Below are 20,276 nucleotides of genomic sequence, written 5' to 3'. Positions count from 1 at the left end.
GCAGCTCGTATACTGCACGTCCTGTGATGTAATTTTTTGAGAAAAAAATGAATTATCGTGCGCGCGCTACCATCGTATATCTTCTGGCATTCTTTATTGATTTGGTAAACATGTTTATCGCCAACGTCGCTTATCCTGATATTGCGCGACGCTTTGATGCCACTGTCAGCGAGGTGGCATGGATAAGTAATGGTTACATATTAGGCCTGACGCTTGTCATACCCCTCAGCAGTTGGCTGGCAAGACGCGCTGGCGCTAAACAACTTTTCATGTTTTCCCTGCTTATTTTCATTGCTGGCACTTGTGGAGTTGGGGCGTCATCATCAGTATCACAACTTATTGCGTGGCGCTGGATACAGGGCGTTGGTGGCGGACTACTTATCCCTGTTGGCCAGGCAATGACCTATGCACTCTATCAGAGTCATGAACGCGCAAAGCTCTCTTCAGTTGTGATGCTGATTGCCCTGCTGGCTCCGGCACTGTCACCCGCCATGGGAGGATTTCTGGTGGACAGCCTCAGTTGGCGCTGGGTGTTTCTGGCAAGCCTGCCGTTGGCCGTTTTCACCTTGCTACTGGCCTGGCTCTGGCTCAAAACTGATCCGCAGGAAGAATCACGCGAGCGGTTAGATCTGTTAGGTTTAATGAGTGGCTGCACAGCATTAACCTTGATACTACTGGGGCTGACATATCTGGGTGAACCCAATCATCTTTATTCTGGAGGTTTGATACTGACAGCCGGCATGTTTTGCCTGGCGGGTTATGTATGGCATGCCCTGACAAACAGCAAGCCGTTGATCAATCTGCATCTGGTCAGGGATCCGCTTCTGCATACAGCAATGCTGATTTATCAGTTTATACCAGGCGTATTTACCGGTGTGAATATGCTCAGCATGCTCTATTTGCAGAATCAGCTCGGCATGCGTGCCAGCTTTGTCGGCGCGATGATGCTGCCATGGTCACTGGCCTCTTTTGCAGCGATTAGTATGACAGGCAAAAAGTTTAATATATGGGGACCACGCCCTCTGTTTATATCAGGTTGTCTGATTAACTCTTTCGGTATTGGTCTGCTAGCTCTGACTGGACACACTATGGATGTGACAGTTTGTGTAATGGCGTACACGCTGATGGGTTTTGGCAGCAGCCTGTGTAGCAGCACAGCACAAAGCTCTGCTTTCATTCAGATAGCAGACCGCGAACTCGCTGATGCCAGTGCGCTGTGGAACATCAACCGCCAGCTCAGCTTCTGTCTGGGCGTCACACTGCTTAATCTTCTGTTTAATCTGATTGCCAATACCGGCCTGCCCACAGAAGAGGCTTATCACCTTTGTTTTATATTAGCAGCATGCAGCGCCGTTATTCCCGTGCTGTACTGTTATCGTCTTAATAATCAGCGTTTTATATCTTTAGTGAGTAAGGAGCAGAAATGAATCGTTATTTCAAAGAAGTACTGGATGCCCACGTATTAATCCAGAATTGGTTAGGTGATGCCGATGCGCATGCTGATATCTGTGAAAAATTACTGTCACGCTTCAGCCCGAAATTCTCGATGGTAACACCGGGTGGAGCTTTGCTCGATTTTGCTGCATTAAAGGCTTTTTTCGCTACGCAGCGTGGTGCCCGTCAGGGTCTGAATATTGAAATTAACGGTATGCAAATTATTGCTGAAAATGAAAGGGGGGCCACTGTCATTTATAAAGAATTACAGCAGTTGCCCGGACAGGAAGCAACGCTCCGTTTTTCAACGGCTGTGTTTGAATTGGATCATGACGGTTATGCCATCTGGCGGCATCTTCACGAGACGTCTCTGCCTCAAACTTAGCCAGAGAGGGAAATTAAAACAGCCGCCTGCAGGCGGCTGGTGGTGGTGGATTATCGTGCAGCGCGCTGGAGGATCACGCTTGAGGGCTGACGCTGCAGGAAGCGCATCCGCAGCATCATCATGATCGCCGCCGAGGTCAAACCGATGATAAAGCCCATCCAGAAGCCAGCCGGCCCCATGCGATCGACAACAATGTCGGTCAGCGCCAGCAGGTAGCCGCTCGGTAATCCCAGCACCCAGTAGGCGATGAAGGTAATGAAAAAGATCGAGCGTGTATCTTTATAGCCGCGCAGGATGCCGCTGCCTACCACCTGAATGGAGTCGGAGATCTGGTAGATTGCCGCTAACATCATCAGCTGCGCCGCCAGGTGCACCACCTCGGGGTTATCGTTGTAGAGCAGGGCAATCTGCTCCCGCAGCGAGACGGTAAAGATGGCGGTAAGCACTGCCATGCAGACGCCGACCCCCAGACCGGTACGGGCGGCAGTCTGCGCGTCCAGAGTTGAACCTTGCCCAAGGCGAAACCCGACGCGGATGGTTACCGCCGCCGCCAGCGACATCGGCAGCACGAACATCAGCGAGCTAAAGTTAAGGGCGATCTGATGACCTGCCACGTCAACGATGCCCAGCGGTGAGACCAGCAGCGCCACCACGGCAAACAGCGTCACCTCAAAGAACAGCGCCAGCGCAATAGGCAGGCCGAGCTGCACAAGGCGCTTAAGAACGGTGAAGTCGGGCCTGGCAAAGTGCTGGTCCTGACGGATATCGCGCATGGAGCGGGCGCGTTTAATGTATGAGAGCATACAGATAAACATCACCCAGTAGACCGCCGCCGTAGCGACACCGCAGCCGACGCCGCCCAGCTCCGGCATGCCAAAGTGACCGTAGATAAAGATATAGTTAACCGGAATATTGACCAGCAGGCCGATAAAGCCAAACACCATGCCGGGTTTGGTTTTGGCCAGCCCCTCGCACTGGTTACGTGCTACCTGAAAGAAGAGATAACCCGGCGCACCGCAGAGCAGGGCGCGGAGATAGCGCACGGCCTTATCCGCCAGCTCCGGATCAATGTTATGCATAGCACTAATAATATGCCCGGCGTTCCAAAGAACGATCATAATGAGCACAGAGACAAAGCCAGCCAGCCAGAAACCCTGGCGCACCTGCTGGGCAATGCGATCCCGGCGGCCTGAGCCGTTAAGCTGAGCGATAACCGGGGTCAGGGCCAGCAGCAGACCGTGGCCGAAAAGGATCGCCGGTAGCCAGATGGAGGTACCGATGGCGACGGCCGCCATGTCGGTAGCGCTGTAGCCCCCGGCCATTACGGTATCAACAAATCCCATAGCGGTTTGCGCAACCTGCGCAAGGATCACCGGGATAGCCAGCGCCAGCAGCTGGCGTGCTTCGATAAAATACTTCTGCACGGAAACACCTGTATATTGTTGTTATAGGAAAGCATGAAAAAGCCGCCTTTACTGGCAGCGAGAAGAGATTGCAGGATAAATAGCCAAACCATTGTAACGGGCAACAGCGAATATGCCAGAGAAAAAACAGCCAGGGCGGGTGCAGTGCTGGCAACCTCTTTTTCCACCTGTTATTGTGCAATTATCAAAACGGCTTGCGCCGAATTAATGGTTACAGGAGTTGTAGGCATGTTTACTGGTATTGTACAGGGCACGGCAAAAATCGTGTCTATTGATGAAAAACCCAACTTCCGCACCCACGTTGTCGAATTGCCGGAGCCGATGCTGCCAGGGCTGGAGACCGGCGCGTCCGTGGCGCATAACGGCTGCTGCCTGACCGTCACCAGCATCAACGGCCCGCTGGTAAGCTTTGACCTGATGAAAGAGACGCTGCGTATCACTAACCTTGGTGAGCTGAGCGTGGGCAGTGAGGTGAACGTAGAGCGTGCGGCGAAGTTTAGCGATGAAATTGGCGGCCACCTGATGTCGGGGCACATTATTACTACCGCAGAGGTGGTGAAAATTCTGGCCTCAGAAAATAACCGTCAAATCTGGTTTAAAGTTCAGGACGCGAGCCTGATGAAATATATTCTCTATAAAGGGTATATCGGCGTGGACGGTATTAGCCTGACGGTGGGCGAGGTGACGCCGACGCGTTTCTGCGTGCACCTGATCCCGGAAACCCTCGAGCGCACCACGCTGGGTAATAAAAAACTGGGTCACAAGGTCAATATTGAGATCGATCCGCAGACCCAGGCGATTGTCGATACGGTAGAGCGCGTGCTGGCCAGCCGAGAGGCGGCGATGATTGCCGCCTCGGTCAGCAGTAGCGAAGAGTAATCCATAAAAAAACCCCGGCGCGCCGGGGTTTTTATTTGTAAGGACTAGCGCGCCACGCGCAGGCCGTTCTCGACGCCGCGGCTGAATACCACCTGCCAGAGCTGAATGTCTCGTGCGCGGAAAGCACCGGCACAGGCGTTCAGGTAGTAGCTGAACATGCGCTTAAAGCGTTCAGAGTAGTTATCGGCAATCTCCGGCCACGTCGCCATGAACCGCTCATGCCACGCCATCAGCGTGACATCGTAATCGGCACCAAAGTTATGCCAGTCCTCCATAATGAAGTGAGGCTCGCTGGCGTTCGCTATCTGGCGCACTGACGGCAGGCATCCATTAGGGAAAATATACTTATCGATCCACGGGTCAACGTGATGGTCGGTTTTTTTCGAGCCAATGGTGTGGAGCAGGAACAAACCGTCAGGCTTAAGGTTGCGGTCTACCACCTCAAAATAGGTGGCGTAATTTTTCGGACCAACGTGCTCGAACATGCCGACGGAGACCACGCGGTCGAACTGATCCTTCAGATCGCGATAATCCTGCAGCAGGATGGTGACATCCAGCCCTTCGCACCGTGCCTGAGCCATTTTTTGCTGCTCGGCTGAGATAGTTACGCCGGTCACGCTGACACCGTAGTTTTTAGCCATAAAGTAAGCCAGACCACCCCAGCCGCAGCCGATATCCAGCACGCGCATGCCGGGCTGGAGCTGTAATTTTTCACAAATGAGCCGCAGCTTGGCCTGCTGCGCCTCCTCCAGCGTCTGTGCCTCTTTCCAGTAGGCGCAGGAGTATTGCATATAGGGATCAAGCATGCGGCTAAAGAGGTCGTTACCGAGATCGTAGTGCTCTTTACCTACTATCCAGGCGCGCTTCTGGGTTTGCAAATTAAGGACCCGCGCGGCGGCGATACGCAGCGTATCTTTGACGTGGCGCGGCATCTGATTTTCCAGACCGGCGCGAAGCACCTTGCTAAAGAACATATCCAGCCGGTCACACTCCCACCAGCCGTCCATGTAGCTCTCGCCCAGCCCGAGCGAGCCTTCCTTTAACACGCGCTTAAAAAAACGGGGGTTTTTCACCCGGATATCCGAGGGGGCAGTGCCGTTAATGCTAATGCCCGCGCGGCTTAACAGTTCGTTTGCGATACGGAACCAGTTATCGCTCTGTATGTTGACTTCTTCTATACACGATGAACTCATAGCTTCTCCATCACTCTATGTGATCAGAACCTTCAAACAGCGTAGACGCTTTTAATGGTTTGTGAGAAATCCCACGGACGAACCGTGAGTTGATATCCGACGTAGAACAGAGGAAGGGAGATAGCCCTTGCCGAAAATGCCATCCATGGGAGAACAGGCGCACTCCTGCGCCTGGGGAAACACGTTATTTTTAGTAGTAAAAATTATCGAATTGAGTATAGGCCGCAAAAATCAGTCATTCAACCCATTATGGTTAGTTAACTAATTATTTGTCTGCGTGTTTTTGCAGATAGTAACCCAGCCCGGCAAGCAGCACGGTTAACAGCATAACGCTGGTGGTGGTAAGCAAAGGCGTAGCAATTAGCGTTGAGACCAGCAGGCTGGCTAAAAAGCAGAGGCCCAGCTGCAGGGTATTTTGCAGCGCTGCGGCGCGTCCTGCCGCCTGTGGAAATGGACTCAACGCCTGGGCTACAACAATCGGGTAGATTGCCCCGTTGGCCATCGCCATAACGCAGAATGGGGCCAGCAGTAATGTTAAGGAGACCTGAGGAATGAACGCCACCAGCCAGACGGCAACAACGCTCAGAGCATAGAGGGCCAGCAGCCAGGGCAGGAGGCGTGCTCCCTGCCAGCGTTGCAGAGCTGCCCGACAGCCGTAGCCGCCTAAGAGAAAGGCGATCGTCTGTGGGACGTAGCTCAAACCAATCGCTGCGGGACCATAGCCCAGCGCGCTAAGAATAAACGGCGAGCCGGTAAGCCAGGCAAAAAAGCTGGCCGAGCAGGCGGCATAGATTGTCACGTTGCCACAATAGAAGCGGGAGCGTAACAGCAGCCCAAACGTCACGGGCGCGGTCTGCGGCTGGCTCTTTTTCAGCGGTTTTTTCAGGCGCAGTGCGGGAAGCATCAGCAGAAGGGTGATAACAAACAGCACCGTGAATATAGTTTGCCAGTGGGAGTGGGCAAGGATCCAGCTTCCCAGCAGCGGAGCGAGGGCAGGTGACAGCCCTACCAGCGGCATGATAGTGGCAAATATACGATTAACCCGCTGGGCCGGATAGTAGTCTGTGACCAGCGTCTGCCAGGTCACCGCGGCGGCACATACTCCCACGGCCTGTACAAAGCGCAGCGCCAGCAGCGTAGTGCCATCACGCACCCACAGCATGCCGATGCAGCCAATAGCAAATAACCCCAGCCCGCAGAGCAGTATCGGCCTGCGGCCAAAGCGATCCGAGAGCGGTCCCCATACCAGCTGGGCGAGGGCAAAACCGGCCAGAAACAGGCTCAGGCTGGCGCTGACAGCCGATGCTGGCGTATTGAGATCCTGTTGAATGGCCGTAAACGCCGGCAGGTACATATCCGTTGCCAGAAAGCCCAGCACGCTTAATCCCGCCAGCCAGACTAAAAAACCTTTACCAGGTAACATCATCATTCCTTCTTCTTATCTTTCATATACAGGTGATAAAGAGTGCATATTACAAAGCCGCAAAGTGTAGGCAGTGCAAGACCAGTTGTGAAACGGTAATATTTGCGCAGTGCATTCAAAAATTTTGCAGGCAGAATATGTGGTCAGATTACTCCCTTGAAGTGGTAGATACCGTCGCCCGTACCGGCAGCTTTAGCGCCGCAGCCCAGGAGCTGCACCGGGTACCCTCAGCTATTAGCTACACCGTACGCCAGCTTGAGGAGTGGCTGGCCGTGCCGCTGTTTGAGCGACGTCATCGAGATGTGATACTGACGCCCGCTGGCAGCTGGTTTTTGCAGGAGGGGCGCTCTGTCATCAAAAAAATGCAGGTCACCCGTCATCAGTGCCAACAGATTGCCAACGGCTGGCGCGGTCAGCTAGCCATTGCGGTGGATAATATTGTTCGCCCCGAACGCACCCGGCGGATGATCGTTGATTTTTATCGCCATTTTTCAGACGTCGAGCTGCTGGTGCAAAAAGAGGTATTTAACGGTGTCTGGGACGCGCTGGCCGATGGCCGCGTAGAGCTGGCCATTGGAGCCACCCGGGCTATACCGGTGGGCGGACGCTTTGCTTTTCGCGATATGGGGATGCTCAACTGGCGCTGCGTCGTGGCTGCTCATCACCCGCTGGCAGGATTACAGGGTCCGCTGAGCGATGACATTTTGCGCGGCTGGCCATCGCTGGTATGGGAGGATACCTCCCGGCTGCTGCCCAAGCGGATCACCTGGCTGCTGGATAACCAGCGGCGAATGGTAGTGCCGGACTGGACCTCCTCCGCCGAATGTCTGAGCGCTGGGCTGTGCGTGGGCATGGTGCCAGGCCATTTTGCCAGACCGTGGCTCGATCGCGGTGAGTGGGTAGAGCTACAGCTGGAGGAGCCATTTCCGGATGCGGCCTGCTGCCTGACCTGGCAGCAAAACGATAACTCGCCTGCGCTGGGCTGGTTGCTGGATTACTTAGGTGATAGCGACACGCTTAACCGGGAGTGGCTGCGGGAGCCAGAGTAATTGGCTCCCGAGGAACCCTCAGCGAGGAGGATTAACGACGATAGTCGCGGAAGGGACCGTCAGCCACCGAGCGACGCTCGATCAGGCGGGGATGAACCTCAATCGACTGCGACTCTTCACGCTTGTTGACGATGCGATCCATCAGCATAGTAAACGCGGTTTCACCCAGCGAGTCTTTTGGCTGGTGAATAGTGGTCAGCGCCGGGGTAAAGAATCGGGCGTTACGCACGTTATCATACCCGATCAGCGAAACATCCTGCGGCACGCGCAGGCCCATCTCATCGACGGCGCAAAGCGCACCCATCGCCATCACATCGCCACCGCAGAACACGGCGGTAGGGCGGTGCGGCTGGGAGAGGATCTGCTGCATTGCCCGGTAGCCAGATTCGGGTTCAAAATCGCCCTGTACGATCCAGTTCTCCGGCACGTTAATCAGTGCCTCTTCCATGGCTTTCATGAAACCGGCCAGACGGCCCGCGCCGGTATTGCGCTCAAGAGGGCCGGGGATCACGCCGATCTCGCGGTGGCCGCGCTCAACCAGGTAGCGGCCAGCCATGTAGCCACCCTCAAAGGCGTTATCGATCACCGAGTCGGTGAAGTCGGCTTTTGCTTCGCCCCAGTCCATTACCACCATGGGGATATGGCGATACTCCTCCAGCATGCTAAGCAGCGGGGCAGGATACTCGGAGCACATCACCAGCAGACCATCGACGCGCTTCTGCGCCATCATTGAGAGATAGGCACGCTGCTTCTCGAGATTATTCCAGGCATTGCCCAGAATCAGGGTGTAACCTTTCTGGAAACAATTCTTCTCAACCGCTTCGATAATCTCGGCAAAATAGGGCGCTTCGCTGCTGGTTGCCAGCAGGCCGATCGATTTGGTGTGGTTAACCTTCAGGCTGCGGGCCACGGCGCTGGGGGAATAGTGCAGCTCTTTAATGGCTGCCCACACTGCGTTACGCGTCTCTTCCGCCACAAAGCGGGTTTTGTTAATAACATGTGATACGGTTGTGGTGGAAACGTTTGCTCGTTTCGCTACGTCTTTTATAGTTGCCATGCAATGTCACTCCAGACCACGACGTAAGTTCCTGAAAATAGTGTAGGTAAACGTTTGCCTCAACTCAGCCCTCATACAACCTTTGGGGTTGCGATTCGCCGGGAAAACGACACGGAACGTCAGGAGGGGTCTATGGCCGGTACGCGAATAAATTTAGCGTGGAATTTTGTCTTATCTTGATGAAAAGGGGAAGCGTTAAAACGCATATCACCCCAAATCAAAGAAGATTTTTGCCCATAAATGTGTAAAAATGCGCAGGCTCACTTTTTGTGGGGTAATAAGAATGGAGAGAAATTGATGAGTGCAGATCTGAAGTTTTCCCTGATGACGACCGTTGTGGTGCTGGGCCTGATTGTTGCCGGTGCGCTGACCGCTGCGTTAAACTGATTCACTATGAGGGAGCGCGCGCTCCCTCTACCTGTTATCTATCTTTTACCCCCACCTAATTGTTATCAAAATGGCAATAAACTTTTGTTAGTTTGATAACTTCTGTTTTTTTGTGATAAGTGTCATGCTTTTGCCTTCTGTGACGGTGTCGCCTGTTCGACACGGCAATTCTGGAGTCAAAACATGAAAATCAATTTTCCCCTGCTGTCCCTGGCGATAGGGGCATTTGGCATTGGAACCACCGAGTTTTCCCCGATGGGGCTGCTGCCAACTATCGCCCGCGGGGTCGATGTCTCTATTCCGGCAGCGGGAATGCTCATTAGTGCCTACGCCATTGGCGTGATGGTAGGGGCGCCGCTGATGACGCTGCTGCTCTCTCATCGCGCCCGCCGCAGCGCGCTGATCTTCCTGATGGCGATCTTTACCCTGGGCAACGTGCTGTCAGCGCTCTCCCCGGACTACACCACTCTGCTGCTGTCACGCATTATCACCAGCCTTAACCACGGCGCGTTTTTTGGCCTCGGATCGGTAGTGGCGGCAAGCGTGGTGCCCAAAGAGAAGCAGGCCAGTGCAGTAGCCACCATGTTTATGGGACTGACCATCGCCAATATCGGCGGCGTGCCGGCAGCAACCTGGCTGGGTGAAACCATCGGCTGGCGGATGTCGTTCCTTGCCACCGCAGGGTTGGGCGTGATTTCAATGCTGAGCCTCTTCTTCTCCCTGCCGAAAGGCAGCGCAGGGGAGCGTCCTGAGGTGCGTAAGGAGCTGGCCGTGCTGGTGCGGCCGCAGGTGCTGTCGGCGCTGCTGACTACCGTGCTGGGGGCGGGAGCAATGTTCACCCTCTATACCTACATTGCGCCGGTGCTGCATGAGATCGCCCATGCTACGCCGCTGTTTGTTACCGCCATGCTGGTGCTGATTGGGGTAGGTTTCTCTATCGGCAACTACCTGGGCGGCAAGCTGGCGGATCGCTCCGTAAGCGGCACGCTGAAAGGCTTTTTCCTGCTGCTGATTGTTATCATGCTGGCGATCCCGCTGCTGGCGCGTAACGAGCTGGGCGCGGCGGTGAGCATGGTTATCTGGGGTGCAGCAACCTTTGCCGTGGTGCCACCGCTGCAGATGCGCGTGATGCGCGTAGCCCATGAGGCGCCGGGTCTGTCGTCATCCGTCAATATTGGTGCCTTCAATCTCGGTAATGCACTGGGTGCGGCGGCGGGCGGGGCGGTGATCTCCAGCGGATTGGGATACAGCGTTGTCCCCGTGACCGGCGCGCTGATTGCGGTACTGGCGCTGCTGCTGGTGCTGGTTTCCGGACGTGGTCAAACCGAACGCGAATACGCGGTCGAGTAACCGAAAAGAGAGCGTCCTGCCGTATACCGGCAGGACGCGTAATTAACGAAGGGTCTTAGAGGTCATCACCCGGCGGGCACCTACGTAGTGGCGTTGCCAGTAGTCTTCGCTCAGGGAGGTGATCTGAATATCCTGGCCGCTGCGCGGCGACTGAATGAATTTACCGTTACCCACATAGACACCAACGTGATCGGCCGTGCCACGACCCTGGGTACGGAAGAAGACCAGATCGCCGCTCTGCAGCTCACCGGTATTGACCGGAGAGGCATCGCGCAGGTGATACATCTCATTGGCCGTGCGCGGAATACGAAACTTGACCAGATCTTTATAGGCGTAATAGACCAGACCGCTGCAGTCAAAGCCGGTACGCGGCGAAGACCCTCCCCAGCGGTAGGGTTTACCGAGTTGATCCATCAGCTTATTCATGGCTGTTTTTTGGGCTTTCTGTACCCGCGCCTTATGCAGATCTGCCAGCGTCTCCGGTTTGCCCTCTTTTGCCTTCACGCAGCGTGATTTATGGCCTTTACGCACGGTGCATTTTTCTGCGACGGCGAGCGAAGCAGTTTTAGCTGGGCTGTTTTTTGTACGGCGGGAGGCGACTTTGCTGGCTTTCGCGCTGTTTGACGCGCGTTTGGTGCTGGAAGAGGCGGTTTTAGAAGCGCTGGTTTTTTTATCGGTCTTCTTTTTGGTGTTGCTTTTTGCAGTGCCACTGCTTTTCGTTGATGTCTTTTGATTAGTGCTTTTGCTTTTTCGCTCTGATGATTTTGCCAAATGCGTTTTTTGCACGGCAGAGGGCCGCGCCTGTTCGGACGCCCCGGCCAGCGGCGTGAACGTCAGCGAGGCAAAAACCAAAGCACAGAGCGTGATCGAGATTTTATTTATCCGCGCCACTGAGCAATCCCCTGAGTCAGTTAAGCAACTAATAATGCTTGCGTGTGATTTACAAAACTCGTCGATTCTAAAGCATAAAATGCCAAAAGGTTAATAAACTTTTCGCACCACAGCTCTGTTTCGTTAGCAAGCGCAAAAAAAAACAGCAGTTGTCTCTTTTTAACGCTCAAGAGATGACCAGTTATGCAGCCAAAACGCTAAGCAGCACAATTTTTACGGCAACTTTATCTTTCAGACGATAAACTAACGGTTGGTGAACAAAATGTTATTTTACCCGGTGGTGTGAAAAGCTAGAATGTCACATCACGCCGTAAGAAGTTAAGGAAGCAAGACAATGAGCACAACCGTAGAGAAAATTCAGCAGCAGATCGCTGAAAACCCGATCCTTCTGTATATGAAAGGCTCCCCTAAGCTGCCGAGCTGCGGCTTCTCCGCTCAGGCCGTACAGGCACTCTCCGCCTGCGGCGAGCGTTTTGCCTATGTTGATATCTTGCAGAACCCGGATATCCGTGCCGAGCTGCCAAAATACGCGAACTGGCCGACCTTCCCGCAGCTGTGGGTAGATGGCGAACTGGTCGGCGGCTGCGATATCATCATCGAGATGTACCAGCGCGGCGAGCTGCAAACGCTGATCAAAGAAACAGCAGCGAAGTACAAAACGGAAGAGCCTGACGCAGAGTAAGCGTTTCGTTCTGTGTAAAAAAGCCGCTCACTGGAGCGGCTTTTTTGTTTCAGTCGCGGCGTTATGCCTCGTCAGCGACTATCGGCAGCGGCCAGCCGCCGAGCCGTTTCCAGCGATTGACGATCTCACAGAACAGCAGCGCGGTCTGTTCGGTATCATAGAGCGCAGAGTGGGCCTGAGTACTGTCAAACGCCAGTCCAGCGGCTGTACAGGCTTTTGACAGCACGGTTTGCCCCAGCGCCAGCCCACTCAGGGCAGCGGTATCGAAGGTAACGAAAGGGTGGAACGGGTTACGCTTGAGCGAGGCGCGCTCTGCCGCCGCCATCATAAAGCCGTGGTCGAACGTGGCATTATGGGCCACCATAATGGCGCGATTGCAGCCAGAGTCTTTAATGCCCTTACGCACCATTTTAAAGATTGCGTGCAGCGCATCGTATTCGCTTACCGCCTCGCGCTGCGGATCATGAGGATCGATGCCGTTAAACGCTAACGCCTCGGGGACAAGGTTAGCCCCTTCAAAAGGCGCAACCTGGAAGTGCAGGGTGCTGTCCGGCATCAGCCAGCCGTCGCTATCCATCTTTAGCGTCACGGCGGCAATGTCCAGTAGCGCATCGGTTTTGGCATTAAACCCGGCGGTTTCGACATCAATCACGACGGGGTAAAAACCACGGAAACGGTCGCAAAGAGCGGTGAGCTGTGCGTTATCGGACATAGGATCTCTTAATACAGGAAAAAGCAGCGCGCATTATGGCAAACTTTAGGCAGGGATTGTATAGCACAGATGAAACAACGGGCGCAGAGTGCGCCCGCAGAGATCAGTTACCCAAGCCGCGGCCCGCGTCTTTCTCTTCGATCAGCTCGATCTTATAACCGTCTGGATCTTCAACAAAGGCGATAACGGTCGTGCCGCCTTTTACCGGGCCGGCTTCACGAGTGACGTTGCCGCCGTTCTGACGAATGCGCTCGCAGGCTTCAGCTGCGTTCTCTACGCTCAGGGCAATATGACCATAGGCGTTGCCCAGCTCGTAGCTATCCACACCCCAGTTATAGGTCAGCTCAATGACCGCCTCATCGCTCTCCGGGCCGTAGCCAACAAACGCCAGCGAGTATTTATACTCGGTGTTTTCGCTGGTGCGCAGCAGCTGCATGCCCAGAACCTTGGTGTAGAACTCAATGGAGCGCTGCAGATCGCCAACGCGCAGCATGGTATGAAGTAAGCGCATAATATCCTCTTTCGTTTTTTTGCTCAGGCATTTAAGTCATTAAGTCTATTTTAGTATAGCGGCGGATCCCTGCCGCTATCAATGTCAGTGACGACGTACCGGTTACAGCGTCGGGTAGTCGGTATACCCTTCCGCGCCGCCGCCGTAGAAGCTCTCCGGACGCTGCGGGTTCAGCTCGGCCTTGCGTCGCAGGCGCTCCACCAGATCCGGGTTAGCGATATAGTCGCGACCAAAGGCCACCGCGTCAATCAGGCCCTTAGCGATCAGGTTCTCTGCTTTCTCTGGCGTATAGGCCCCGGCACCGACGATCGGGCCGTGGAAACGCGCACGCACTTTTTCACGGAACTCATCGGTATAGGGCTGACCACCGGCCCAGTCTGGCTCGGAGAGATGCAGATAGGCGATGCCGCGCTTAGCCAACTCTTCAATCAGGTAGAGCGCATCGGCCTCTTCATTGTCGCCGTTGTCAGTGTTCTGGAAAGTACCGATTGGAGAAAGACGGATGCCAATACGTTCAGCGCTCCACTCTTTGCTTACCGCATCAACCACTTCCAGCACCAGGCGGGCGCGGTTCTCAACGCTGCCGCCGTACTCGTCGGTACGATGGTTCGCCGACGGGGAGAGGAACTGGTGCAGCAGGTAGCCGTGAGCGGAGTGCAGCTCCACCAGGTCGAAACCGGCTTCGCGGGCGTTAGCTACCGCCTGGCGGAAGTCATCAACGATGCCCGGGATCTCGCTGATATCCAGCGCGCGAGGCGTGGAGGTATCAACGCGGATGGCGTTACCGTTCTCATCGCGAAGGGAGGTACGGGTCCCAGAATTGATTGCCGACGGGGCAACCGGAGCATTACCGCCCGGCTGGATGCTGGCATGGGAAATACGGCCGGTGTGCCAGAGCTGTACTGCGATCTGACCGTTTTCAGCATGAACGCCGTCGGTGATCTTTTTCCATGCGGCAATCTGCTCGGGGCTGTGCAGGCCTGGGGCACCAGCGTAGCCTTTTGCCTGGGCAGAGATCTGTGTCGCCTCGCTGATGATTAACCCGGCGCTGGCGCGCTGACGATAGTATTCGCCCATCAGCGGGGTAGGGATATCACCCGGCTCGATGCTGCGCAGACGTGTCAGCGGGGCCATAAAAACGCGGTTTGCCGCAGTAATCGCACCCACTTTCAGCGGGGTAAACAGTTTGTTCGCCATAGCTTCTCCTGAATAGACCGGTCAACTAGTTAAAAGGGAAATAAAACGCCTGACTTATTCAGGCGTGATGAGTATTGTTTTAGCGTGTGCCAGCGCGCTCTCCAGCGGCAGAGCACTGCGGGAAATTTTAGCCTGTATATTGGCACCCAACCACAGCGCATAGAGCACCTGGCCTTGGGTAAGGGCATCTCCCTCAAAGCGCAGGCAGTGGGTATCGCGACCCTTTTCCAGCGCCTCGGCCAGCAGCGCAATGACACGGCTGGCACCTCTGTCCATCGCGCTACGCATATCTTCCGAGAGATCGCACACTTCGGCAGAGAGTTTCACCGTCAGGCAGCCGCTGATGATCCCCTTCTGACAAAACTGGTTCAGCGTCTCCTGGAAATAGGCAATTAAGCGGTCGCGATAGTTACCGCTACCATGAGAGAAATGGTGGGTGAGACGCTGGTGGTAGCCAACATAGTGACGCTCAAGCATCGCCACCCCGAACGCCTCTTTCGAGCGAAAATAGTGATAAAACGAGCCTTTCGGCACTTCCGCCGTTTTTAACAGCTCGCTTAATCCCATGCCGGTAAACCCGCGATGGATGCAAAGCTGCTCGCCGGTTGCCAGTAAGTGTTCACGGGTATCGTGTTCGGTATCTCTGTTCATAGGACTTACTGTAATAGACCATTCGGTCTAATGCAAGGGTTGCTTTATGTCGGATGGGCGTCTTCAATAGTATTATCGATTGCTAACAGGAGGAAGGACGTGCCGGAACAGCTGGAGTTTTTCCCCATTCTTAGCCCATGCCGGGGAATTTGTCAGACCGATGAACAGGGCTACTGCCGCGGCTGCCTGCGCAGCCGGGATGAACGTTTTAACTGGCAGCGTATGAGCGACAGTGAAAAGCAGAACGTGCTGCGTCTCTGCCGCCAGCGTGCGCTGCGCAAAATGCGTGCAGGTAGCCAGCCGGCAGGAGAAGAACCGCAGCAGCCCTCACTGTTTTAAGCGCCGTTTTCCGTATACTCTTTGCCTGTCTCTTCTTTGCAAAGTAAGGAAACGGTTATGGTTCAGCGTATTACCCTCGCGCCTCAGGGGCCGGAATTTTCACGTTTCGTCATGGGCTACTGGCGTCTGATGGAGTGGAATATGACGCCACGCCAGCTGGTCAGCTTTATTGAGGCGCATCTGGAGATGGGTGTCACTACGGTCGATCACGCCGATATCTACGGCGGCTATCAGTGTGAAGCCGCCTTTGGCGACGCGTTAAAGCTAGCTCCCCACCTGCGTGAGCGCATGGAGATCGTCTCTAAATGCGGCATTGCCACCACGGCGCGCCCCGAGCACGCTATCGGTCATTATATCACCGATAAGCGGCACATTATCAGCAGCGCCGAGCAGTCGTTGACTCACCTGGCGACCGATCGCCTCGATCTGCTGCTGATCCATCGCCCCGATCCGCTGATGGATGCCGATGAGGTTGCCGAGGCGTTTCTTCAGCTTCATCAGAGCGGGAAGGTGCGTCACTTTGGCGTCTCTAACTTTACCCCGGCCCAGTTTGCACTGCTGCAGTCGCGTCTGCCGTTTACCCTCGCCACTAACCAGGTTGAGATCTCGCCGGTGCATCAGCCGCTGCTGCTTGACGGCACGCTCGATCAGCTTCAGCAATTGCGTATTCACCCGATGGCGTGGTCCTGCCTCGGCGGTGGTCAGCTGTTTAGCGACGAGGCTTTCCAGCCGCTGCGCGACGAGCTGGCGCAGATCGCTGAAGAGATCCAGGCCGAAACTATTGAACAGGTGGTCTATGCCTGGGTGCTGAAGCTGCCGTCGAAGCCGCTGCCGATTATTGGCTCGGGCAAAATCGAGCGCGTGCGTGCGGCGATTGCCGCTGAAGCGCTCACGCTTACCCGCCAACAGTGGTTCCGCATCCGTAAAGCCGCGCTCGGGTACGACGTGCCTTAATAGCTGATTATCTGATTCTCCGGTGGTATCTACATCCCTGGTTTACACTTCAGAGATAATAACCAATAACCGGAGATCATATGAAGCGATTGAGTTTGGCCGTATTGACACTGTTAGCCTGCACCGGTGCGCAGGCTGCCAGTGAAGAGGTTGAAATGAACCTTGTCACTTCTCAAGGCGTGGGTCAGTCCATCGGGACGGTGAAAATTACCGAAACCGATAAAGGGCTGGAATTTGCGCCCGATCTGAAAGCACTTCCGCCCGGCGATCATGGTTTCCACGTGCATGCTAAAGGTACCTGCGAGCCTGCTATGAAGGATGGCAAGCCTTCTGCAGCTGAAGCGGCGGGTGGGCATCTTGATCCACACACCACTGGCAAACATGAGGGTCCAGAGGGCGCGGGGCATACGGGAGATCTGCCCGTGCTTCAGGTCAATAACGACGGTAAAGCCACTCAGCCAGTGGTTTCCCCGCGTCTGAAAAAGTTGGATGAAGTGAAAAACAGATCGCTGATGATCCACGTGGGTGGCGACAACTATTCCGACAAACCGGAGCCGTTAGGCGGCGGCGGAGCGCGCTACGCTTGTGGTGTCATTAACTAATCACGTTAGCATCCCCGGCGGTGGCGCTTGTACAAGCTGCGACAGTGATATCTGTAGCCGCCAAACAAGCGCCGCCAGCTCTCGGGCAGCGGGTTGATGGTGTCGAGACAAGCTATCGCAGATACGCTGTAACCGCTGCAGCGTGCTGGCCAGATGGCGCTGGTCAACGCCACGCTCGCTCATCACATCGCGTAACTGCGCTATGCAAACGTCTCTGACCCGTGAAAGCGGATCGGAGCGGGTTTCCCACTCGCGAAGCTGCCAGACAACATGGCAGCAGTTGAGCAGTACCACTCCCCAACGTAACAGCCAGCGGCGGGCCAGCGCATCCTGACTATTACTGAGCTGACTGATGTGATGATAAGCCAGCGATTCAAACTCATATTCGCTATGCGACGGGCGGTGGCTGAGCTGATCGACGAAATCGCGGCGCAAGGCGCGTATACGGCGGCGGCTTTTACGGGCGTCAGAGCCGGGGCGCAAGATAGCGAACGCCAGCCATGAGAGTGCTACCCCAGCGATTTTTGCCGAGTTATCATTCAGAAAATCAGCAAAATCGTACACGGGTGGATTGGTCACGGCGATAAACGACCCCATAAAAACAATCAGCTGACCCCATAATCCTGCCAGCTTCGTCATTTGCTGTTTAAGTAGCTGCATAGTGGTCAGCAGTGGAAAAAGAAAAAGCAAAAATTGCCAAAGATCGGTGACTTGCACCATCAGGCCAAATTTCACCACAAAGCTGAATAATGACAGTAGCACGAGGGTCCGCATCAGCAAGGTGAGCGATTTAAAAGGGGTTGCGACGATTGAATAGAGCACGCAGCTGATCGCCGCCAGCGATAGCGCTCCAGAACCGGACTCCCATTGCGATCCAATACTCCATGCACCCACGACCATTAGCGTACAGAAGGTTCGAATACCGCTCCATAAGGCTTCCACGCTATCGGTATGACGCGCCAGGCTCGGACGCCGACTGGTAATATGCAATGAGACAGACGTACCATTTTCCAGCGCTCGCAACCAGCGGTTGCTTTGCAGATAAAGTGCGCAAAAAAAGCGTAGCCGTTGCCAGAAGGCGAGGTGGTGATAGTCACTATCGTCCTGGGGGCGTAACGGGGCGATAATCTGTGCAATGCTATAAGAATTAATATGGGGACGGGTAAGCGCAGAGAGCAGTTGCTCAACGATCTCACGGGTCTGCTGCGGTGGGTTGGGCCAGTTCAGCAGCAGACGGCGAAGACTGGAGATAACGCTGGTCAGACGTAGCTGATGGTGCAGCAGCGCGTTAAGCAGCGCATTCTGGCGACGAAAGCGGTAATGACTCCAGAACGCCTGAATACGTAGCAGATTCATCGTCAGGATCTGGTTAATAACCCCCTCATGCGCGGAACGAATGGCATCGTTGGTTTCAGGTTGCCAGAGCAAACTGGCGTGTTCCAGCAAGCGCGTCTGCATATTTTTCAACGCATTGAGCAGGGCGGTTCCATCGGATGTGCTTGGCAGGATCATCATCATCACTCCGCCGCAAAGTATACCGAGCACGACCTCACAAACGCGGGCCTGAGCGATATCCCACAGCTGAACGGTATCAATGAGATTAACGGTCGGAAAGGCAATAATAGCGGCGGTATAGCCAGACAGTTGAAAACCGTAAGCGACGTTATTGGTAAAGTATGCACAGGCCCAGGTACACAGACCAAGCCAGGCCGCCATGCTGAATAAGAAGAGCCAAGGCTCATTTAAGGTATGGCCTGCGATGATCAGCGCAGCCGTCGCACCCAGTAGGCTGCCAGCAATACGGCCGAGACTTTTACTAATGACGCCGCCCACCGTTGGAAAGCTCACCACGGCGGCGGAGGTCATCGCCCAGTAGGGTTCATCCAGGTCAAAGCAGTAGGCGAGGGTTAAGGCGAGGCACATGGCGATGGCGTTACGTAATGCATATCGCCATTGTCCGGTGGTTGCTTTAAACCAGGGGGTATTACGCCAGCTAAAAGAAGAAGCCTGCATTAGCGCTGTCCAATCGCAACGCTGCACGTGGTGCCGGAAATCAGCGTGATGTCATGAGGAAGCGAATCGAACTCTATCCTTACCGGCACGCGCTGGGCCAGGCGCACCCAGGGAACATTGGGTTTAATGTCGGGCACTAAACCAGAATCACTCTCTACGCTCTGATCGTAGATGGCGCGACCAATACTGGAAACGTGACCCTGTAACTTTACGTTACCGCTATACAGGGTAATAACGGCTGCCGCACCTTCGCGAATATGGCGCAGTTTTGTCTCTTCGAAATACCCCATGACATAAAAAGAGTGGCTGTCAACAAGGGCGAATAGCGGCTTGCCGGTGGTGGCGTAATCTCCTGTTCGGGTCGAAAGATTAGTTACCCAGCCTGCGACCGGCGCGCGAACATCGGTCTGCTCAAGCTGCCATTGCGCGTGTTCTAAAGTCGCTTCGGCTGCTTCAACGCTGGCCTGGGCCGCTTTAACATTCAGGTTGGCGGTATCCATATCTTCCGCCGAAATATAGTTACGTGATAAATGCTGACGCCGTTTCGCTTCGTTGGTTGCTTTTGCGAGGTCCGATCGCGCTTTTGCCAGCCCGGCTTGCGCATTAAGTTTCGCTATGTTAAAAGGCGTTTTATCAACGGTTAACAGCAGGTCGCCGGCATTGACGAACTGATTATCCCTGATAGTGAGCCGGGTAATGCTGCCGGAAACCTGGGGCGTAATACTCACCTGCTCGGCGCGAATTTTGCCATCGCGAGTCCACGGGGACTGCATGTAAAAGTTCCACAGCCACCATCCCGCCAGCACTGCGACGATGGCGACCGCAATCGTTGAAAAATATTTAACTGTTTTAAGCGTCATACTCACCACGCAATCAGCAATACGAAACTCAGACAGACGCAAAGCGTAAAGATCGACAGATCCATCAGCAGGGGATGCCATATTTCACCTGAATAGATCCAATCTCGCAGCAGACGATGCGCCACTAGCCAGATAATAAATCCGCCTACGAACGCTTTGAAAAATGGAGGGAAATAGATAGAGGCACCGATCACCAGATCCTGTAAAGGCAATCCTGTTGCATTAAGCATAAGCGTCACAAATCGTAATCCTTTGCATTAACTATCATTGTTTATAGGTTTAG

22 protein-coding genes are annotated in these 20,276 nt (G+C 54.7%); 10 read left to right on the top strand and 12 right to left on the bottom strand.

What is annotated here, in order from left to right:
* Positions 1 to 47: 47 nt before the first annotated feature.
* Together RTN40_RS10485 and RTN40_RS10480 are read left to right on the top strand one after the other, a co-directional pair.
* Positions 48 to 1,427, top strand: coding sequence for an MFS transporter (locus tag RTN40_RS10485; RefSeq protein ID WP_312228405.1), 1,380 nt, complete (start codon positions 48 to 50; stop codon positions 1,425 to 1,427).
* Positions 1,424 to 1,819, top strand: a complete 396-nt coding sequence (locus RTN40_RS10480; protein WP_312228404.1) for a DUF4440 domain-containing protein — start codon at positions 1,424 to 1,426, stop codon at positions 1,817 to 1,819. Before RTN40_RS10485 ends, RTN40_RS10480 begins: the two co-directional genes overlap by 4 nt.
* Before the next feature lie 50 nt (positions 1,820 to 1,869).
* Here the strand turns inward: RTN40_RS10480 and mdtK are convergent, their stop codons facing one another.
* The gene (gene mdtK, locus RTN40_RS10475) at positions 1,870 to 3,243 is read right to left on the bottom strand and encodes an MdtK family multidrug efflux MATE transporter (RefSeq protein ID WP_312228403.1); all 1,374 of its coding nucleotides are present in this window, start codon (positions 3,241 to 3,243) and stop codon (positions 1,870 to 1,872) included.
* A gap of 228 nt (positions 3,244 to 3,471) precedes the next feature.
* Between mdtK and RTN40_RS10470 the strand changes: the two genes are divergently transcribed.
* Positions 3,472 to 4,122: a riboflavin synthase subunit alpha gene (locus RTN40_RS10470; RefSeq protein WP_312228402.1), complete on the top strand. Its 651-nt coding sequence runs from the start codon at positions 3,472 to 3,474 to the stop codon at positions 4,120 to 4,122.
* Between the two features lie 44 nt (positions 4,123 to 4,166).
* On the opposite strand, the gene cfa is transcribed toward RTN40_RS10470, so the two are convergent.
* Positions 4,167 to 5,315, bottom strand: a complete 1,149-nt coding sequence (gene cfa, locus RTN40_RS10465; RefSeq protein ID WP_312228401.1) for a cyclopropane fatty acyl phospholipid synthase — start codon at positions 5,313 to 5,315, stop codon at positions 4,167 to 4,169.
* A gap of 265 nt (positions 5,316 to 5,580) precedes the next feature.
* The gene (punC, locus tag RTN40_RS10460; protein ID WP_312228610.1) at positions 5,581 to 6,738 is read right to left on the bottom strand and encodes a purine nucleoside transporter PunC; all 1,158 of its coding nucleotides are present in this window, start codon (positions 6,736 to 6,738) and stop codon (positions 5,581 to 5,583) included.
* A gap of 137 nt (positions 6,739 to 6,875) precedes the next feature.
* On the opposite strand from punC, the gene punR reads away from it, so the two are divergent.
* On the top strand, positions 6,876 to 7,787 hold the full coding sequence (gene punR / locus RTN40_RS10455; protein ID WP_312228400.1) for a DNA-binding transcriptional activator PunR: 912 nt from the start codon (positions 6,876 to 6,878) through the stop codon (positions 7,785 to 7,787).
* 31 nt (positions 7,788 to 7,818) lie between these two features.
* Here the strand turns inward: punR and purR are convergent, their stop codons facing one another.
* Positions 7,819 to 8,844, bottom strand: a complete 1,026-nt coding sequence (gene purR, locus RTN40_RS10450) for an HTH-type transcriptional repressor PurR (protein ID WP_312228399.1) — start codon at positions 8,842 to 8,844, stop codon at positions 7,819 to 7,821.
* A 297-nt stretch (positions 8,845 to 9,141) separates the two neighbouring features.
* On the opposite strand from purR, the gene RTN40_RS10445 reads away from it, so the two are divergent.
* Both RTN40_RS10445 and RTN40_RS10440 read left to right on the top strand, forming a co-directional pair.
* Positions 9,142 to 9,231, top strand: coding sequence for a YnhF family membrane protein (locus RTN40_RS10445; RefSeq protein ID WP_103820868.1), 90 nt, complete (start codon positions 9,142 to 9,144; stop codon positions 9,229 to 9,231).
* Positions 9,232 to 9,414: 183 nt separating this feature from the next.
* Complete coding sequence (locus RTN40_RS10440) at positions 9,415 to 10,581, top strand: MFS transporter (RefSeq protein WP_312228398.1); 1,167 nt, start codon at positions 9,415 to 9,417, stop codon at positions 10,579 to 10,581.
* A gap of 42 nt (positions 10,582 to 10,623) precedes the next feature.
* Here the strand turns inward: RTN40_RS10440 and RTN40_RS10435 are convergent, their stop codons facing one another.
* Positions 10,624 to 11,472 (bottom strand): NlpC/P60 family protein, encoded by an 849-nt coding sequence (locus tag RTN40_RS10435; protein WP_312228397.1) that lies wholly within the window; start codon positions 11,470 to 11,472, stop codon positions 10,624 to 10,626.
* A gap of 334 nt (positions 11,473 to 11,806) precedes the next feature.
* Between RTN40_RS10435 and grxD the strand changes: the two genes are divergently transcribed.
* Complete coding sequence (gene grxD, locus RTN40_RS10430; RefSeq protein ID WP_042394696.1) at positions 11,807 to 12,154, top strand: monothiol glutaredoxin 4; 348 nt, start codon at positions 11,807 to 11,809, stop codon at positions 12,152 to 12,154.
* 61 nt (positions 12,155 to 12,215) lie between these two features.
* Here grxD and rnt read toward each other — a convergent pair whose 3' ends face one another.
* From rnt to RTN40_RS10410, 4 genes are all read right to left on the bottom strand, one after another.
* The gene (rnt, locus tag RTN40_RS10425) at positions 12,216 to 12,866 is read right to left on the bottom strand and encodes a ribonuclease T (protein WP_312228396.1); all 651 of its coding nucleotides are present in this window, start codon (positions 12,864 to 12,866) and stop codon (positions 12,216 to 12,218) included.
* A gap of 103 nt (positions 12,867 to 12,969) precedes the next feature.
* A complete protein-coding gene (gene gloA / locus RTN40_RS10420) occupies positions 12,970 to 13,377 on the bottom strand; it encodes a lactoylglutathione lyase (protein WP_312228395.1) in 408 nt (135 codons plus the stop codon).
* Between the two features lie 102 nt (positions 13,378 to 13,479).
* Complete coding sequence (locus RTN40_RS10415) at positions 13,480 to 14,574, bottom strand: alkene reductase (RefSeq protein ID WP_312228394.1); 1,095 nt, start codon at positions 14,572 to 14,574, stop codon at positions 13,480 to 13,482.
* Positions 14,575 to 14,628: 54 nt separating this feature from the next.
* Positions 14,629 to 15,225, bottom strand: a complete 597-nt coding sequence (locus RTN40_RS10410) for a TetR/AcrR family transcriptional regulator (protein ID WP_312228393.1) — start codon at positions 15,223 to 15,225, stop codon at positions 14,629 to 14,631.
* A gap of 99 nt (positions 15,226 to 15,324) precedes the next feature.
* Here RTN40_RS10410 and RTN40_RS10405 point away from each other — a divergent pair, with 99 nt between their 5' ends.
* The 3 genes from RTN40_RS10405 to sodC all read left to right on the top strand — a co-directional run bounded on the left by RTN40_RS10405 (position 15,325) and on the right by sodC (position 17,120).
* Positions 15,325 to 15,564, top strand: coding sequence for a DUF1289 domain-containing protein (locus RTN40_RS10405; RefSeq protein ID WP_312228392.1), 240 nt, complete (start codon positions 15,325 to 15,327; stop codon positions 15,562 to 15,564).
* A gap of 57 nt (positions 15,565 to 15,621) precedes the next feature.
* Positions 15,622 to 16,518 (top strand): aldo/keto reductase family oxidoreductase, encoded by an 897-nt coding sequence (locus RTN40_RS10400; protein WP_312228391.1) that lies wholly within the window; start codon positions 15,622 to 15,624, stop codon positions 16,516 to 16,518.
* A gap of 80 nt (positions 16,519 to 16,598) precedes the next feature.
* Positions 16,599 to 17,120, top strand: coding sequence for a superoxide dismutase [Cu-Zn] SodC (sodC, locus tag RTN40_RS10395; protein ID WP_312228390.1), 522 nt, complete (start codon positions 16,599 to 16,601; stop codon positions 17,118 to 17,120).
* Here the strand turns inward: sodC and RTN40_RS10390 are convergent, their stop codons facing one another.
* Genes RTN40_RS10390 through RTN40_RS10380 form a run of 3 tightly spaced genes read right to left on the bottom strand, consistent with a single transcriptional unit; the run spans position 17,121 to position 20,232 of the window.
* Positions 17,121 to 19,133: an FUSC family protein gene (locus tag RTN40_RS10390; RefSeq protein WP_409418523.1), complete on the bottom strand. Its 2,013-nt coding sequence runs from the start codon at positions 19,131 to 19,133 to the stop codon at positions 17,121 to 17,123. It lies immediately after the preceding gene.
* Entirely contained in the window at positions 19,133 to 19,993 is an 861-nt protein-coding gene (locus RTN40_RS10385; protein WP_312228389.1) for an HlyD family secretion protein, read from the bottom strand. The genes RTN40_RS10390 and RTN40_RS10385 overlap by 1 nt, the downstream gene beginning before the upstream one ends.
* Positions 19,994 to 19,995: 2 nt before the next feature.
* The gene (locus RTN40_RS10380) at positions 19,996 to 20,232 is read right to left on the bottom strand and encodes a DUF1656 domain-containing protein (RefSeq protein ID WP_312228388.1); all 237 of its coding nucleotides are present in this window, start codon (positions 20,230 to 20,232) and stop codon (positions 19,996 to 19,998) included.
* Between the last annotated feature and the right edge of the window lie 44 nt (positions 20,233 to 20,276).

Origin of the sequence: Pseudescherichia sp., from assembly GCF_031987975.1 — a bacterium.
Classification (GTDB): Bacteria; Pseudomonadota; Gammaproteobacteria; order Enterobacterales; family Enterobacteriaceae; genus Pseudescherichia.
The sequence above is the reverse complement of the archived record's forward strand: the minus strand, read 5'-3'. Positions and strand labels throughout refer to the sequence as shown.

Excerpts from the sequence above, each read along its gene's own strand:
- RTN40_RS10485 (WP_312228405.1), top strand. The coding sequence starts at position 48 with ATGAATTATCGTGCGCGCGCTACCATCGTATATCTTCTGGCATTCTTT.
- punC (WP_312228610.1), bottom strand. The coding sequence starts at position 6,738 with ATGTTACCTGGTAAAGGTTTTTTAGTCTGGCTGGCGGGATTAAGCGTG.
- sodC (WP_312228390.1), top strand. The coding sequence starts at position 16,599 with ATGAAGCGATTGAGTTTGGCCGTATTGACACTGTTAGCCTGCACCGGT.
- gloA (WP_312228395.1), bottom strand. The coding sequence starts at position 13,377 with ATGCGCTTACTTCATACCATGCTGCGCGTTGGCGATCTGCAGCGCTCC.
- RTN40_RS10470 (WP_312228402.1), top strand. The coding sequence starts at position 3,472 with ATGTTTACTGGTATTGTACAGGGCACGGCAAAAATCGTGTCTATTGAT.
- rnt (WP_312228396.1), bottom strand. The coding sequence starts at position 12,866 with ATGTCCGATAACGCACAGCTCACCGCTCTTTGCGACCGTTTCCGTGGT.
- RTN40_RS10385 (WP_312228389.1), bottom strand. The coding sequence starts at position 19,993 with ATGACGCTTAAAACAGTTAAATATTTTTCAACGATTGCGGTCGCCATC.
- grxD (WP_042394696.1), top strand. The coding sequence starts at position 11,807 with ATGAGCACAACCGTAGAGAAAATTCAGCAGCAGATCGCTGAAAACCCG.
- punR (WP_312228400.1), top strand. The coding sequence starts at position 6,876 with ATGTGGTCAGATTACTCCCTTGAAGTGGTAGATACCGTCGCCCGTACC.
- RTN40_RS10400 (WP_312228391.1), top strand. The coding sequence starts at position 15,622 with ATGGTTCAGCGTATTACCCTCGCGCCTCAGGGGCCGGAATTTTCACGT.
- RTN40_RS10445 (WP_103820868.1), top strand. The coding sequence starts at position 9,142 with ATGAGTGCAGATCTGAAGTTTTCCCTGATGACGACCGTTGTGGTGCTG.
- RTN40_RS10480 (WP_312228404.1), top strand. The coding sequence starts at position 1,424 with ATGAATCGTTATTTCAAAGAAGTACTGGATGCCCACGTATTAATCCAG.
- RTN40_RS10440 (WP_312228398.1), top strand. The coding sequence starts at position 9,415 with ATGAAAATCAATTTTCCCCTGCTGTCCCTGGCGATAGGGGCATTTGGC.
- RTN40_RS10390 (WP_409418523.1), bottom strand. The coding sequence starts at position 19,133 with ATGCAGGCTTCTTCTTTTAGCTGGCGTAATACCCCCTGGTTTAAAGCA.
- cfa (WP_312228401.1), bottom strand. The coding sequence starts at position 5,315 with ATGAGTTCATCGTGTATAGAAGAAGTCAACATACAGAGCGATAACTGG.
- purR (WP_312228399.1), bottom strand. The coding sequence starts at position 8,844 with ATGGCAACTATAAAAGACGTAGCGAAACGAGCAAACGTTTCCACCACA.
- RTN40_RS10410 (WP_312228393.1), bottom strand. The coding sequence starts at position 15,225 with ATGAACAGAGATACCGAACACGATACCCGTGAACACTTACTGGCAACC.
- RTN40_RS10415 (WP_312228394.1), bottom strand. The coding sequence starts at position 14,574 with ATGGCGAACAAACTGTTTACCCCGCTGAAAGTGGGTGCGATTACTGCG.